The sequence below is a fragment of the Bacillus sp. J14TS2 genome (genome assembly GCF_018333015.1).
Lineage (GTDB): Bacteria > Bacillota > Bacilli > Bacillales > Bacillaceae_C > Lederbergia.
Genome location: NZ_BORE01000007.1, coordinates 57,309 through 72,131 on the forward strand (window position 1 = coordinate 57,309; position 14,823 = coordinate 72,131).

16 protein-coding genes and 1 pseudogene are annotated in these 14,823 nt (G+C 39.5%); 6 read left to right on the forward strand and 11 right to left on the reverse strand.

From position 1 onward, the window contains the following. Window positions 1-414: 414 nt before the first annotated feature. From KI375_RS11965 to KI375_RS12005, 9 genes are all read right to left on the reverse strand, one after another. Window positions 415-1,647: an ABC transporter permease gene (locus KI375_RS11965; RefSeq protein ID WP_212973740.1), complete on the reverse strand. Its 1,233-nt coding sequence runs from the start codon at window positions 1,645-1,647 to the stop codon at window positions 415-417. Further along, a complete protein-coding gene (locus tag KI375_RS11970) occupies window positions 1,637-2,581 on the reverse strand; it encodes an ABC transporter ATP-binding protein (RefSeq protein ID WP_212973741.1) in 945 nt (314 codons plus the stop codon). The genes KI375_RS11965 and KI375_RS11970 overlap by 11 nt, the downstream gene beginning before the upstream one ends. 97 nt (window positions 2,582-2,678) lie before the next feature. Beyond that, window positions 2,679-3,416 carry a DUF2812 domain-containing protein gene (locus KI375_RS11975; protein ID WP_212973742.1) on the reverse strand — a complete coding sequence of 246 codons (738 nt, stop codon included), beginning with the start codon at window positions 3,414-3,416 and terminating at the stop codon, window positions 2,679-2,681. Beyond that, window positions 3,413-3,730 (reverse strand): PadR family transcriptional regulator, encoded by a 318-nt coding sequence (locus KI375_RS11980; RefSeq protein ID WP_212973743.1) that lies wholly within the window; start codon window positions 3,728-3,730, stop codon window positions 3,413-3,415. The genes KI375_RS11975 and KI375_RS11980 overlap by 4 nt, the downstream gene beginning before the upstream one ends. Window positions 3,731-4,078: 348 nt before the next feature. Continuing rightward, entirely contained in the window at window positions 4,079-5,980 is a 1,902-nt protein-coding gene (locus tag KI375_RS11985; RefSeq protein WP_212973744.1) for an ABC transporter permease, read from the reverse strand. Next, a complete protein-coding gene (locus tag KI375_RS11990) occupies window positions 5,955-6,725 on the reverse strand; it encodes an ABC transporter ATP-binding protein (protein ID WP_374706841.1) in 771 nt (256 codons plus the stop codon). The genes KI375_RS11985 and KI375_RS11990 overlap by 26 nt, the downstream gene beginning before the upstream one ends. A 96-nt stretch (window positions 6,726-6,821) precedes the next feature. Next, window positions 6,822-7,799 carry a sensor histidine kinase gene (locus KI375_RS11995; protein WP_212973745.1) on the reverse strand — a complete coding sequence of 326 codons (978 nt, stop codon included), beginning with the start codon at window positions 7,797-7,799 and terminating at the stop codon, window positions 6,822-6,824. After that, window positions 7,796-8,497 (reverse strand): response regulator transcription factor, encoded by a 702-nt coding sequence (locus KI375_RS12000; RefSeq protein WP_212973746.1) that lies wholly within the window; start codon window positions 8,495-8,497, stop codon window positions 7,796-7,798. The genes KI375_RS11995 and KI375_RS12000 overlap by 4 nt, the downstream gene beginning before the upstream one ends. Before the next feature lie 288 nt (window positions 8,498-8,785). Then, on the reverse strand, window positions 8,786-9,100 hold the full coding sequence (locus KI375_RS12005; protein WP_212973747.1) for a cupin domain-containing protein: 315 nt from the start codon (window positions 9,098-9,100) through the stop codon (window positions 8,786-8,788). 63 nt (window positions 9,101-9,163) lie between these two features. Between KI375_RS12005 and KI375_RS12010 the strand changes: the two genes are divergently transcribed. The 5 genes from KI375_RS12010 (at window position 9,164) to KI375_RS12030 (ending at window position 13,087) form a co-directional block, all read left to right on the forward strand. After that, the gene (locus KI375_RS12010) at window positions 9,164-9,499 is read left to right on the forward strand and encodes an MGMT family protein (RefSeq protein WP_212973748.1); all 336 of its coding nucleotides are present in this window, start codon (window positions 9,164-9,166) and stop codon (window positions 9,497-9,499) included. Window positions 9,500-10,044: 545 nt separating this feature from the next. Next, complete coding sequence (locus tag KI375_RS12015; RefSeq protein ID WP_212973960.1) at window positions 10,045-11,190, forward strand: MFS transporter; 1,146 nt, start codon at window positions 10,045-10,047, stop codon at window positions 11,188-11,190. A 125-nt stretch (window positions 11,191-11,315) separates the two neighbouring features. Then, complete coding sequence (locus KI375_RS12020) at window positions 11,316-11,639, forward strand: PadR family transcriptional regulator (protein WP_212973749.1); 324 nt, start codon at window positions 11,316-11,318, stop codon at window positions 11,637-11,639. After that, window positions 11,632-12,183, forward strand: coding sequence for an HAAS signaling domain-containing protein (locus KI375_RS12025; protein ID WP_212973750.1), 552 nt, complete (start codon window positions 11,632-11,634; stop codon window positions 12,181-12,183). Before KI375_RS12020 ends, KI375_RS12025 begins: the two co-directional genes overlap by 8 nt. Window position 12,184: 1 nt before the next feature. Then, on the forward strand, window positions 12,185-13,087 hold the full coding sequence (locus KI375_RS12030) for a DUF4097 family beta strand repeat-containing protein (protein ID WP_212973751.1): 903 nt from the start codon (window positions 12,185-12,187) through the stop codon (window positions 13,085-13,087). Window positions 13,088-13,266: 179 nt separating this feature from the next. Here the strand turns inward: KI375_RS12030 and KI375_RS12035 are convergent, their stop codons facing one another. Continuing rightward, a complete protein-coding gene (locus KI375_RS12035) occupies window positions 13,267-13,851 on the reverse strand; it encodes a TetR/AcrR family transcriptional regulator (RefSeq protein ID WP_212973752.1) in 585 nt (194 codons plus the stop codon). Window positions 13,852-13,949: 98 nt separating this feature from the next. On the opposite strand from KI375_RS12035, the pseudogene KI375_RS12040 reads away from it, so the two are divergent. After that, window positions 13,950-14,490, forward strand: a pseudogene (locus KI375_RS12040) (hypothetical protein). On the opposite strand, the gene KI375_RS12045 reads toward KI375_RS12040, so the two are convergent. After that, the gene (locus tag KI375_RS12045; RefSeq protein ID WP_212973753.1) at window positions 14,455-14,721 is read right to left on the reverse strand and encodes a DUF5316 family protein; all 267 of its coding nucleotides are present in this window, start codon (window positions 14,719-14,721) and stop codon (window positions 14,455-14,457) included. The pseudogene KI375_RS12040 and the gene KI375_RS12045 sit on opposite strands and share 36 nt — an antisense overlap. Window positions 14,722-14,823 lie beyond the last annotated feature (102 nt).

The window sequence follows — 14,823 nt, forward strand, 5'->3', positions numbered from 1 at the left end:
AAGTTAGCTTCATTAAGCTCACATTTACCAAATTGTGATTTCGGAAAAGTACATTCTTAAAAATCGCTTATTTTCAAGTAAACACACGATAAACTTTACTTGCTTGGCTAAAAGTTTTTAGCCATTGTTATGATCATCTAGCCTAGGAATATGATTCATTATCTCACTCATTGTGAAGAAAATACAAGTGATATTTGGGGAAGTAACCGGTTCGTCCTGCTGAAAAAATATTAATCAGGACGTTTGGAGTGGGGGACCTATTGCCCGCCTGCCAATTCATAGTGATGTCACCATTTAGTGAAGCAAAGTGTTCACCTTCAGCAAGTCGGAACAGGGATGTTTCCTTCTTACGACTCTCCCATTCTACTTAGAGTAAAAAACACTCCTGGCCAAATTCCGACCAGGAGTGACTCATTAAGCCCACAGCCACTTCCAAATTTCTTTTGGTGTGGCATTTTTTCCATACATAAGGATACCCATTTTGAATATTTTTCCGGCTGCTTTCATTGCTAACCAAATAAATACAAATAGCACGACAATCGCAATGATGATTTCAAGCCACGGCCACTCTTCCAGCATAGCAAGACGAATTAATAGAACACCTGGTGTGGTAATCGGAATATAGGTCATCACTTTGGCAACCAAACCACTTGGATCCATTAAAATTGGCCCCATAAATATAAACGGAAGGAATGGCAACATCATCACAATTCCTTGAAAGTTACTTGTAGAGCTCATGTCTTCGACCGTTGCTCCCATCCCGACAAAAATAGCCGCGAATAAGAGGTAGCCGGCTAAAGCGATAAGCAAGAGCAGCGCCAATTCTGGTACAAATAAGTATTCTAGGATCGGAAAGTCAATCTTCCATAAAGCGATAGGAAGAAGAAATGCTAGCCAAACGGCTACTTGTGTAATCCCTAAAACGAAATAGCCAATGATTTTTCCTTGCATAAGATCTGTTGGTGTAACAGAAGACAAAATAATCTCCGCGACCTTTTCCTTTTTTTCCTGTGAAGCAGAGGTGAAAATCATCATCCCTGTGATCACAATCGAAAATAGGACAACGCCCGCTGCAATTCCAGGAACAAGATGCTTGAACGGATCCCCTTCTTCTTCAGATGATTCCCCATCTGTTTTTGAAGAATCCCCAGTATTCTCATGCTCGATCGGCTGCAATGAAACGCCCTTGCCAATGACTTCCAACTGTTGATCTGATAAATTCATTCGTTCCAATTGTAGTTGACGAAGTGGTGTTTCGATGATCGATGCTTCAAAAAGAAAACTTTCCTCCAGCTTGTCGTTTAAATAAACGGGGATTTCTCCTTCTTCTAGTGCCTTTTCTGTTAGAGCAATATAAGCTGTATGTTCATCTGCTTCTACTTTAGCCGCCATCTCCGCTTCAGTGACATCGGTCTGCTGTAACTCCCAATTTAACTCTGAGGAAGTAACCATTTCCTCTACTTGCCCGTAAACATCCAGTTCATCTAAAATAAATACTTGTGTCTGCTCTTCTTCCGAATTAAAAAGAGTAGGAATAAACGCAAATAACATAAAAATAATCGGTGTAATGATCAAAGAAATAATAAACGATTTATTTTTCATATTGCGTTTGATTTCCCATTTAGCCACCTTCCAGCTATTTCGCATAATGATCGCCCCCTTCCTGAAGATCTTGACCTACGTGTTGATCTGTTGCCACATCTATAAAAATTTCATGTAAGGATATTCGATCAATCGATAACTCTTGAATATTCAGATTTTCTGGAAGCTGTCTTAACCATGATGGAACATGTACTTCTGGAGTCAAGTAAAGCACCGCGACATCACCGGTTGATTCAACGCGTTGTACCTCTGCGAGTCGCTCCAATACTTGCACATCATTTTTTCCACGAATCGTACATTTAAAATTAGCGTATTGATTTTTTACATCTTCTAATGATCCATAAATCACCTTTTGCCCCCGATGGATCATAAATAAACGATCACAAACCTCTTCCACCATGTTCATTTGATGGGAAGATAATAAAATCGCTGTCCCCTGATTTGCCAATTCCTGAATTTCCTTTTTAAAAACCTCTTGGCTAACAGGATCCAATCCCGAGAAGGGTTCATCTAAAATCAGCAGTTCCGGCTCATGAATGATCGAACCGATAAATTGCACTTTTTGCCCCATTCCCTTTGATAATTCTTCAACAGAAACCTTTTCTTTTCCCTCAAGGCCGAGCTTCGCTAAATAGTCCATCGCCCGCTGTCTTGCTTTTTTCAAGGGGTAATCCTTTAGTTCCGCTAAATATAAAATCATATCCATCACGTTCACATTCTTATAGAGCCCGCGTTCTTCTGGTAAATACCCAATTTTATGGCGAGGGATTTCACCAGTTGGCTGATTATGAAATTGCACCGTTCCCTCATCTGGATACATAATCCCCATAATATTTCGGATCGTTGTCGATTTCCCCGCTCCATTCGGTCCAAGAATGGCCATAATTTCTCCCTTATGCACTTGGAACGAGATGTTTTGAATAATTTGCGTTTGCTTAAAGGCTTTCCCTAATTGATCTACAGTTAAAATTGGCTCCATACCACACGTCCTTTCTATTCACTTACTCTTTACGAATGAAATGATCTAAAGTTTCAAGTATCCATCCTTAAATGGCTTTAAGTCACAGAGATCCCAATCATTTTGAGGAAAATTTTATTTTTCGACTCCTACTACAAAGCGACATAATCACCCAAATAGCTGTTGGGAGTCCGGTCGCTCCAGCTATCATATAGCTTAAGAGGTTAATTGCGGGGTCTGCATCTGTACCACCGACATATAACAAAAGAATAACGACAATGAATAAGGTAAGGATAGGTAGCATTTTTACTAAATTGACTAATCCCTTCCTCCCCTCTACCTGCCATTTGTTACTGTACGTGGTGATAATCGTCCAAGCTGCTGGAAGGGCGACTCCAGTAAGAATAACAGCCACTCCAAGAAGGATTGATTGTAAGCTGCCAGAACTGATCATCACAGCAACCCAAGCAAGAGCCGTTATGAGAACAAACGGGATAGCTAATTTGTTCATGGAATTACTTAAATTCTTATACTTTTCAGCTGTTGTATCTCGGTCGGTATAAATTGGTTGTGTACCAGGAAGTGCTCGAAATAAATGAATATTTGCTTCTGAGGCAATGTGCGACCATCCAGCAGATGAAAAAAATTCAAGGTATTCCTCTTCTTCATCCTTTTTTACTGAACGATAATCTATACTGTAGATATACTCCGCGCTTTCCCTTTTTTCCAAGGTATACCCCATAAACTTAAAGTCACTAACATGCCAACCCTTCAAAGAAAGCTGGCGTAATTTTTCCATGTCCTTATCCTCAGAAAAGGCCAGCCCACCTGACATAATATACTTGGTTTGTCTCATTCCCTAACCTCCTTCAAGCCAGTTTCCGCTAACCGCAGCATCCGTTTTCTAAGCTCCATATCTTCAGCTAATACTTCCCTGCCTTTTTCAGTAAGCAAGTATGTTTTACGTCTTGAATCCGAGCCATCATGTAAATAAATCCACTCTTGTTTTAATAGCTTTTTAATGATCGTATACATCGAAGCAGGCCCGATCGTCATGGCTCCATTTGTTGTCTCTTCAATTAAGCTCATAATAGCGTAGCCATGCCTTGGTTTTGTTAAGGCAGCCATAATATAAAACATTGAATCTGTTAAATGTTCCGTTTTTCCCAATCCATCACCTTCTATATCTCTTTCGGATATATCCAAAAATGATATATATCTAAAAGGAATATATCATAATGTGATATACATGTCTAGAGATAGAAAAGCGAAAGGCGCCCGTTTAGCGACGTACAAACTTTCATAGTAAGGATGAACAGCTAAAAACGCGATGTCGTGTCGCTTCGTCTGCACTAGTACATCCTGTACGTCGCAACGCCGATGGACTCGCTCCTGCCGATGGCGCTTGGAGCTAGACACCAACCACAATATAAACAGTTATCCACAAGCGTCAATTTTATAGTTCTCTAAGCAAAAAAAAAAGACACATCTCCTTAGAAATGTGCCTTCAAGCCTATATCATATCGATTCTTTTATTTTACGAATATAATTAAAGCGAATGAAGAGGAAGTACACCAATTGAACGATTGTAAAGGTTCCTAGTACCATTGCTGAGCTCTTAAATAAGTTAAAATCAAACATATGCTGCAGGGCTGTGAGCGCTACGGCACCATGAATCACTGCAACAATTATTGGAACAAAGAAGAGCAGAGCCAATTGAACTGTCAATATTTTCGAAAGCTCCCTATCCGTAAGTCCAAGCTTGCCAATCACAGAAAATTTCTGTTTCTCATCTCCTAAATCTGCATAGAGACGGAAATATAAGAAGCTTCCGGCAGCAACGAAAAAGACCGCGCCAATAAACAAGCCAATAAACAGAACCGCTCCATATGATTGGTTAACTATATGCCAACTATACCCTAGAGAAGTAAAACTAAATGTCCCGTTTGTATCAAACCCCTCCGTTCCTTCCACATCGAATCTTTTCATTAGTTTTTCGCCAATGTCAGCAGTGTCTTTCCAATCCTTCATATAAAAACCATAATAAGTGTTTGTTTCCACTGATTCAATTTTTTTAAAAAAGCTATCATTGACAACAAGATAATCCTCATAGGTCCCAATTAGATTCATCAGCTGAATATCAATTTGTTGAACCGTCTGTCCTTCAATCTGGTGACTAACTTTTTTAGGGATATCAGGCAGGTTATCAAAGGAATTTTGCGTATAAAGTAATACAGCATCAGTCCCTTCAAGCTTCACTTGCTTATCTGCCTGATCAGCGATCTTAGCCAACTGATTATATTCAGTTTGTGAAACAATCGCCCTTTCTAAGGATTCTCCATCTGGATTTTCGACAGTAGTATGTTTAATCGAGATACTCGCCCTTTTATAATTGGTTGAAGCTAATTCCTTGTCAATTTCTTGGATATGTTCTGCCTCATGCTTATTGTCTTCATATGAGACATAGTCAAACGCAAATGGCTGACTCTCTGTTATAGAAGTCACAAGCATAGACCTAAAGCCGACTAACGAGCCAATGGCCGAGAAAGCAACTGTCGATACGATGGCAACAAAGAAAAAGGCGCGTGCATTATCCTTCATACGATAGGCAAGGTCGGATAGGAGAACAATATTCGTCTTTTTCCAAAATATCGTCTTACGCTTCTTTAAACGATTAATCGTAAATACACTAAGTTGGGTAAACAGAAAATACGTTCCTATAACCACGAGGGTAGTAACGGGAATCATCGCAATAACAACTTGCCCTTCACGGACGATCAAAGCAATCGCATACCCAACTGCGAGTAGGAGAGCCGCCAAAATAGACAGAGTAACAGAGGCCTTTGGTTCTTTTTTCGGTGCTGAACTCCCTTTAATTAAATCAATTAATTTATTTCCTTTTAAAATAGAAACCGTAAAAAAGGAAATGACAATAAACAAAATTAAAAAGGCGCTAAATGTTAATAAGATCGCTTGCCATGGTAGATAAAAGGGCAAGGCTTGATCTAAATTTAAAATGCTTTGTGCAGCCATCAAAATCAATTTGGCAAAAACGAGCCCTACTACGATGCCAGAAACGGTTGCGAAAAATCCAATTAGCACATTTTCTAGAAAAACCATGCGACGCAGCTGCTGATTGGTCATCCCCAGCATCACCATTAAACCAAATTCCTTTTTTCGTGATTTCAAAAAGGCACTCATCGACACGAGCACGAAAATAAATGAGAATACATAAATAATCCCCTCAGCAAAATGCAATCCAACCGCTACATGTGGATTAATTTTCGATAATCCCGGATGAAAAGCGAAAATCGCATATACAAAGAAGACAAGCACAGAGAATAAGCTACTTAAAAAATAAGCTGCATAAATACGTTTATTGCGAAAAACATTGTTAAACGCGAATTGACGAAAGGTCACTTGCATCCCCTCCCAACAGCGATAACACGTCGATGATCTTTTGGAAAAAAGCTTGTCGATTCTCACCACGGTGAATTTCATTGAATAATGTACCGTCTTTGATAAACACAACTCTTTCCGTATAGCTAGCTGCAATCGGATCATGTGTAACCATCATCATGGTTGACTGATCATCCTTATTGATTCTCTCCATCATTTCCATTGCCGCTCTCGATGCCTTAGAATCTAAATTTCCCGTCGGTTCATCGGCAAGGACCATCTTCGGATTATGAATGATCGCTCTGGCGATCGCCGTTCTTTGTGCTTGTCCACCTGATATTTCATAGATACGCTTTTTTAAAATCGATGTAATCCCTAATTTCTCCGCGACAGCCGTTACAGCTTGTTCCATGTCCTTTACTTTGGCCCCATCTAATGTAAGCGGGAGAACAATGTTTTCCTCGACTGTTAAAGTGGGGAGTAGATTAAAGTCTTGGAAGATAAATCCCAATTGCTGGCGTCGAAAGAGAGCCAATTCATTATGCTTCATCCGCAAGGGATCTTTACCGTTCACGATCAGTGAGCCTGATGTCGGTTGGTCAATCGTCGCCACCATATTTAACAAGGTCGACTTCCCACTCCCTGAAGGACCCATAATCCCGACAAATTCCCCTTCCTCTATCGTCAAATCAATATCTGCTAATGCTTTATGGGCAACTTTGCCGTCATAGACCTTACTTAAATTTTTAATGTTTAAGATTTCCAAATTAAAAACCCCTTTCTCAACTAACTATAGTGTAAGAGAAACGGGCTCTTTCATACCATCGCTCTAGCTTTCATTTAGCTTACAATTATGTAAGAATTATCTATGAAATACTAGTTGTACACTCGTCCCTTCTCCCTGAACAGAGGAGAGTTCAATATCATGACCCAATTTTTCACAGACCTCTTTGACTAAATAGAGCCCCATACCTGTTGATTCACGATAAACCCGGCCATTTTCTCCTGTAAAAAAGGGATTGAACACTCGTTTTAAATCCGTTTTGGGGATGCCTACACCATAATCCTGCACCGTTACCATGATTGCACGCTTATGCTTCGCTTCATTGATGACCACCTTACGCCCTTTTCCAGTAGAATATTTCACTGCATTTGTAATCAATTGATTAAAGATAAATTCTAACCACTTTTCATCAGATTCCACAATTGTTTCGGAAACATGAATCTCTGGATACACATGATTTTTTATAAAAAGGCGTTTATTTTCTCGGACAGCTGCTTCAATGACTGATCGCAAAGACACAGGCTCTACTTGAAAATCTTGTTCAAACATTTCCAATCTTGCCGCATACAACACCATTTCTAAGCCCTTTTCTAACTTATCTGTTTCTTCACGAATGCTTTCTAACTGCTCGTCGTCATCATTTTCTTGGGTGATCAATTCAATGACGGATAAGGGTGTTTTCATCTGATGAACCCATTGATTAATAAACGTTAAGTGGTCATTTCGCCTTTTTTCTTGTTGATCAAGTTGATTCATATAGATACGATGTTGTCGTTTTAATAATTCACCTAATGCCTTGGCAAGGGGAGCCGTGTCTAATGTCTCAAAGGCTTCATTCATATGTTCCATCGGGTTCGACAACCTTTTATAAAACCTGCGATGAACAAGATAACGAAAAATAAGATAGAGCATGAGAATAAAGGTCGCTAAGAAAAGAGCATAAACATACAAGGTAAAATGCTGATAACCATCCATCCAAAACACGGTTAATAGAACAATGACTTGGAGCACGTTCATAAGGATAAGCAGGAAATGATCCCGAAAAAATAGCTTCATAATGAAGACTCCCAATTAGGAATAAGCCGATAGCCTGCACCTCTTACGGTTTCAATTGCCTCTATAATCCCCAACTCTTGTAGTTTTTTCCGAACTCTTGTAACATTGACATTCAACGTATTTTCATCAACAAAGGATTGGTCATCCCATAATTTTTCCAGAATCGCTTCACGGGAGGCGATTCGTGGTGAACGTTTCATTAACATTTCAAGCAAGACTGCTTCTTTCTTTGTTAGAGGCGCGTTTTTCCCATCTTTAGTGACTTCCATCCTCTCAACATATAAAACAAGCCCATCTAGTTCGACAGTCCGTTCTTTCACCTTCGGGGCATATTCCCCGTATGCCCGCCGTAAGCTACTTCGGATTTTCGCCATGACAATTTCATAATGAAAAGGCTTTGTAATAAAATCGTCCCCGCCATTTTCTAACGCCATCACTTGATCCATTTCTCCTGAACGCGCAGAAATAAAAAGAATCGGGCATGTGGAAATTTGCCGGATTTGCCTGCACCAATAAAAGCCATCAAAGCTTGGCAAGTTAATATCCAATAATACTAAGTCAGGTTGAATTTCTTTGAAAAAATCGAGAACTCTATCAAATTTTTCTGTTATGATTGCTTCAAAGCCGTACTTTTCTAAATGATTTTGCAGCAATTGAGCAATCTTAGGATCATCTTCTACAATTAAAATTTTTGCCATTTTCGACCATCCTTTTTATCCCGAATTAACTGGCAGTAAGACCCCCACTTCAAGAATTCGAGGTAAAAACGAGAATTGTAAGTGGGGAACAACTGAAAGTCAAATACCCGATTGGTTCAGGCCTGCAGGACGCAGGCTACAAAGGCGTTGCAACGTATAGGATGTACTAGTGCAGACGTAGCGATTGTCGTCGCGTTTGAGTCTGCCAACAAGATGTTGCGAATTTAGCCTTTGATCCTTAACCATTCAGTGGGGATGGAAAAAAACCCCACTGAATGAAGTTTCACTTTATTCTTTGGCAAGGACAACATAAATACTTAGTGGCCCTTCACCTGTGTTCTCAATGCTTAATATTTGCTGATTTTCACAATGGATCACATCTTTGACTGATATAACTTGTTCGTCTCCATCAATTGTGCACGTCCCAGTTCCTTCTATTGTGTACAAATAAACATGAGCGTTCGGATGCGGGTGAGGAGGTAACATCTGACCTGGCAAAAAATTCAAAACAAATGCTGTGCTTTTATCATTTTGATATAATATGTTTTTAGTGAAACGTGATTCTTGATAATCTTGAACTTCAGTTGCATTGCGAATATCCATCGTGCACACCCTTTCAAGGTTATTTTACTTTTATCATATCTTAATCAGTCAGGAGAATAAAACATGGAGCCTTATACACAGCAAGTTATAACGGTCATACAAGAGATCCCAGCTGGAGCTGTAGCCACTTATGGACAAATTGCTCGCCTAGCTGGCAACCCTCGTGCTGCCAGACAGGTTGCCAGAATTCTTCATTCTATGAGTCGAAAATATGATTTACCCTGGCAGCGCGTTGTCAATGCAAAGGGGGAAATTGTAATTGGAGATCCTGAAGCCGCCCATACACAAGCTTCTTTGCTTAGTGAAGAGGGCGTCGAGGTTTCTGGAAAGGGAAAAGTAAATTTATCAAAATACCAATGGAATGCTGAAGATCATAATCAGGATTGGCTCGAGGGGTGATGTCCATATATAATCAGAATAACCGATTATATATGGAGGTAATCAAAATAAAAATTGCAAACTATGTAAAGGAACCACTTTCACTTCTTGGGTTAAAAGCCGCTTTGTCAAGAATAGCTGGTCACCACTTTGCCTATTCCTTTTTAAAGACTAAGTGCTTAAATCTTGTATCAAATAGACTTCAAGCGCTATTTGCAAAAACGAACTAAATTTGATTGCATACAAGATTAAGAGTTCTATACAAGGAGGGATCTATACGGGATTAAACAGACTCCTTGCGTGTTTAAACCCTGCCTTACGGGTTTAATAACTCTTTATAAGGGTTTAATTTCACTTACGAGATTATCCCGACTCCTTATGCGTTTAAAACTTTTTATACGGGTTTAAATTTCTCCTATGGAATTACCCCCCTCTTTTTTATAAAAGCTAGAAATTCGGCACATAATTCCCAGGTTTTTCACATATTTGTTGAACTATACCCTTGAGAATTTCTGTTTTCATGAGAAGATGGGGGTAATGATTCTAGTTTGGAGGCTGTGAGTATGATGAGGATTCTCATTTACTTAATTGTGTTTTTTTCCTTTTTCGATCTCTTTTCGCAATTGCCGATTATGAGTCCATTGGCGGCTTCCCTTGGGGCACCTCCTTTTTTAGTTGGACTGGTTGTCGGGATGTTTTCTCTTTCTAATATTATCGGCAATGTGACGTCCGGCTTTTTGACGGATAAAAAAGGACCTTTTTCCATTTTAATGTTCGGCCTATTTTCAACAGGTATCACATTATTATTATATTATTTCGCAACAGGTACTTGGATTTTGTTGCTTGTTCGTTTTCTACATGGTTTCACAGCAGGTCTGATCGTTCCTGCAGCTTTTACCAATTTAGCGAATACAACGGCGAAGGAAAAGAAAGGGAAAGGAGCTGCATTATCCGGTGCTTTTATTGGACTAGCCGCGATCAGCGGACCGGCCTTCAGTGGCATCGTCGCTAGTAAAATGAATGAAGTCACCGTGCTAACGGTCACAGCTATTTTCATGTTTGTGCTAGGGATCCTGTCCTTTATCTTCCTTCGTTCGTTACAAAAAGTGAAAAAACCTAAAGTGGATAAAAAGCCGATTTCGGTAAGAATTTTCTTCCAAGATCCGTTCATTATGAAAACATATTTAGGCGCATTATTCCTTATGTTCTCACAAGGCGTTGTCGCGTATATGCTTCCATTAAAAGTAGAGGGATTAGGAAGTGACACTCAAACAAGTGGCTTATTGATGAGTACATTTGGGCTAGTGGCTGTGTTAATCTTTATATTGCCAACCAATACATTATTTGATCGCTTAAAGCCTATACATACAGCCGTGTTTGGGATGACAATTATGGGCATAAGCATGCTCCTCATCAGCTTTGCCCCAAGCATCACACTCCTTTATGTAATTATGGGTACTTACGGAATTGGTTTTGCTTTTTTATTCCCATCTTTAAACTCTATGCTTGTCGACGCAACAGATCCTGCATATCGCGGAAAAGCATATGGATATTTTTACGCCTTCTTCTCCATGGGAGTCGTCATCGGTTCAGGTATTACAGGATTACTCCAATTAACAGCCAACGGAGGATTCCTTTTCGCCGGAATCTTGTTATTAATCGGAGCGCTTTTCATGTTTTTTAAAAATCGAACTGCGCATACAGCTGTGTAGAGGGTTTTCCACTCCTCTTCACAGCTTTTTTAAATTAAAATTTCTACAGTACCTTGCAATGAACAGTACTAGATGTTATATTATATTCAAGTACTATACATTATACAGTAGTGGAGTGGTGAAAATTGAATGTTCAATTTAAAAAGGGAGTTTTAGAACTTTGTGTTCTCGTCCTGCTGGATAAGGAAGACCGCTATGGATATGAACTTGTTCAAAGCATTTCCAATCAAATTGAAATATCGGAAGGCTCAGTCTATCCTTTACTAAGAAGATTAACAAAAGAAGGTTATTTTACAACCTATTTGCGCGAATCAACCGAAGGCCCATCACGGAAATATTATAAATTAACAGAACAGGGGCGGGATTATTTATATAAACTTGTTGCAGAGTGGAAACAATTTTCCAAAGGGGTCGACCACATCATCGAGGAGGGAATCGCCCATGAATAAAAAGGAGTTTTCTTTAGAATTAGAACGATATTTACGTTCCCTATCTTCGGTAGAAAAAAATGATATTCTTCAAGATTATGAAGATCATTTTAATTTTGGAATTGAAGAAGGGAAATCAGAGGAGGAAATCTCTGCAGCTCTTGGTCCACCAAAACAATTAGCTCGAGAAATTCTTGCCGAATATCATATAGAAAAAATGGAAACGAGCCGATCAACAGGAAATATTTTTCGCGCCGTATGGTCTGTGATTGGACTTGGCTTTATAAACTTGGTCTTAGTGCTAGGTCCGTTTATTGCCTTAGTAGGTTTATTATTAGGAGGATGGTGCTTAGGTGCTTCCTTTACACTTAGCCCCCTATTAGTTGTGATCAGTGCCTTATTCAATCCAGGAACATTCGCATGGTTCGATCTATTTGTCTCTATCGTTCTTTCCGGACTAGGCTTTTTCATTTCCCTAGGAATGTATCATCTGTCCATTGGATTTAAAAACTTGCTTCTTCGTTATTTAAAATATAATGTATCTGTTGTGAAAGGTGGAAAATAACATGGTCAAGAAAATTTCAATCATCGCTCTCCTTTTTATCATTGTAGGAGGAATCGCCAGTGCCATCACATTTTCAGCAGCTAAGGAGAAAACAGCAGCGGTGACAACCGATATTAGTGATTTCTCATTTAACGCCGTGCAAATTGATGTTACGAATACAGATGTCGAACTGATGCCTACTCAAGAACAAGCAAAGATTGAGGTAGTGGGCAGGAGCGCTCAAAAGAGGAGTAACGAACTGTCAGTGGACCAACAAGGCGATATACTTAGCATTCACTCTGAAGATAAAACAAAAAAGTGGTTTTCATTCGGCTTTGATCAATCACCTAAAATCATCGTATATGTGCCTGAAAAAGAATATGACAGCATTCAAGTAAAGGGAAAAACAGCTGATTTATACGTTGAAAAAATCGCAGCAAAGAATATCGACATCGCCACTAATGCCGGGGATATCGTAGCTGAAAACCTTACGTCTGATCAACTCGCTGTCAAAGCGACGAGCGGTGATGTCCGTTTAGATCAAATCACTGGTGATACATCTGCAGAAACAAAATCAGGAGACATTGTCTTATCTAATATTGACGCTGCCAATGTCCAGAGCCTAACAAGATCAGGGGACACAGCATTCAAAAATGTCTCTGGAGAGGTACAGGCGAAAACACGATCAGGAGATTTCTCCTTGCGTAATGATCAGATTTCAAGTCCTATAACCGCTGAAACGTCAAATGGGGATATATTCATTCAAGCACAGAACTACCCTGAAAACGTCCAGTTTGATACAGCTACAAAGCATGGAGACATTCTTATTTTTGATCAAAAGAAACAAACGATCAATAACCAGAATCAAGGAACAATGATTCAGCTGGAAACGAAAAATGGAGATATTATCGTGAAGAAAAAATAGTTCTATCTGTCAAGAGGCTGGGACTTAGCGAAGGAAATATACGTAGATCCTGCGGGAAGCTAGTGTTCGGCAAGACCTCGGAAGGCGGAGCCAGAGGAGGCTTGCCACTCGCCCGCGGAAAGGGAAGTATATTTCCGGATTTTGTTCCAGCCACTTTTCCTTCATTTTCTTCTTTTCACCTAAACACAAATCATTTGCAGATGATACTCAATCACCTTCACAAGCCTTTCCTTGTCCATTCTTTGTGGTTCTAATAAAGCATGAAGGGCCAGTCCATCAATTAAAGCATACAATCTTTCTGTTTCAATCTCGATATCCACCCCAGCCCGAAGTACTTGCTGCTGACGTAAATAGAGCAATAATTTTTCCATTCCTTTAAAAATAACATCTTCTTTTGCAGCAAATATATCCTCTTTATGTCTTGTATAGAAGACATAGGCAAACCACACTTCCATCTCTGCCATTGTTTGTGCATCGACCGGGACAATTTCTAATAAAATAGCCATGACTTTTTCAAATGCTGGCAGTTCACTGGCAGCGATTTTATTAATACGTTCTGTCGCATTCTCTTTGACTAATTTCATTGCATAAACAAATAACTCATCTTGGGTTGAAAAGTAATATCGCAAAGCCCCTAAGGACAAACCAGCTTCCTTTGCAATATTGCGTACCGTTGCTCCCTCCATTCCTTGCTCCAAAATTACTTTCCAAGTAGCTTCTGCAATTTGTCTTTTTCTTTTTTCATGATCAACTATTTTTGGCATACGTTTATTTTACCAAAATCACTTTAAAAAATACAGTTGTATTAAAATAAAAACCATGGTATATTTTAAATCTACTTTGAGGTGGGGAGGCATACAGATTGAACTTTGTCGCATGGATGATTATCGCCGCTGAAATTGGCTTTTGGGTTGTGATTCTACTTGGGTTTGTGACAAGATATCTACTAAAAAAAAGAAAAACTAGGCTTTTTCTTCCTAGCTCTCACACCTGTGATTGATTTAATTTTATTGGGGACTACAAGCTTTGATTTATATCATGGGGCAACTGCCACTCAAGCCCATGGACTCGCAGCTATTTATATTGGGATTTCACTCGCCTTCGGAAAAAGTATGATTCGTTGGGCTGATGAGCGATTTCGTTATTATATAATGAAGCAAGGCCCTAAACCATTGAAGCGTTATGGCATGGATTATGCAAAGCATTATTTAAAAAGCTGGGGACAGCATGTACTTGCCTATATAATCGGGAGTGTCTTTTTACTCGGCCTTATCTTTTTCATCCAAGACCCCGCTCGCACAGAAGTTTTGGATGGCTTTTGGAAACTATGGTCTTTGGTCCTTGGAATTGACTTCTTGATCGCCCTTTCAAATTTTATTTGGCCGAAGAAGGAGAAAGCGTAACATGCTAGATGTTTTTAACCCCTTATAGAAAAAGCTTAATTCCGGATAGGAGCAGTTAATCTCGTTTAAGCTTTTTCCTCCTGCCATTGCCCCGGTAAAGAGCCCAGCAAGAAATAACAATACCAGCACAACGCCACCAGAAATTTTCAAGACAAGCAGCCAATCACTCGTGACAAAACCAACGACTATGGCTATGATGACGATAAAAACACCGAAGCTTACATATTTCATCCTTTCACCTCCTTATACCTACACTTCTAGAAATAGCACCTTTTTCCTGCTTACTCTCATCCTATGCAAAAAAGCTTCGTGCCTTTCTCCCTCACGAAGCCA

Excerpts from the sequence above, each read along its gene's own strand:
- KI375_RS12015 (WP_212973960.1), top strand. The coding sequence starts at position 10,045 with ATGAGGATTCTCATTTACTTAATTGTGTTTTTTTCCTTTTTCGATCTC.
- KI375_RS12025 (WP_212973750.1), top strand. The coding sequence starts at position 11,632 with ATGAATAAAAAGGAGTTTTCTTTAGAATTAGAACGATATTTACGTTCC.
- KI375_RS12000 (WP_212973746.1), bottom strand. The coding sequence starts at position 8,497 with ATGGCAAAAATTTTAATTGTAGAAGATGATCCTAAGATTGCTCAATTG.
- KI375_RS11965 (WP_212973740.1), bottom strand. The coding sequence starts at position 1,647 with ATGCGAAATAGCTGGAAGGTGGCTAAATGGGAAATCAAACGCAATATG.
- KI375_RS12010 (WP_212973748.1), top strand. The coding sequence starts at position 9,164 with ATGGAGCCTTATACACAGCAAGTTATAACGGTCATACAAGAGATCCCA.
- KI375_RS11975 (WP_212973742.1), bottom strand. The coding sequence starts at position 3,416 with ATGAGACAAACCAAGTATATTATGTCAGGTGGGCTGGCCTTTTCTGAG.
- KI375_RS11970 (WP_212973741.1), bottom strand. The coding sequence starts at position 2,581 with ATGGAGCCAATTTTAACTGTAGATCAATTAGGGAAAGCCTTTAAGCAA.
- KI375_RS12045 (WP_212973753.1), bottom strand. The coding sequence starts at position 14,721 with ATGAAATATGTAAGCTTCGGTGTTTTTATCGTCATCATAGCCATAGTC.
- KI375_RS12035 (WP_212973752.1), bottom strand. The coding sequence starts at position 13,851 with ATGCCAAAAATAGTTGATCATGAAAAAAGAAAAAGACAAATTGCAGAA.
- KI375_RS12030 (WP_212973751.1), top strand. The coding sequence starts at position 12,185 with ATGGTCAAGAAAATTTCAATCATCGCTCTCCTTTTTATCATTGTAGGA.
- KI375_RS11995 (WP_212973745.1), bottom strand. The coding sequence starts at position 7,799 with ATGAAGCTATTTTTTCGGGATCATTTCCTGCTTATCCTTATGAACGTG.
- KI375_RS12005 (WP_212973747.1), bottom strand. The coding sequence starts at position 9,100 with ATGGATATTCGCAATGCAACTGAAGTTCAAGATTATCAAGAATCACGT.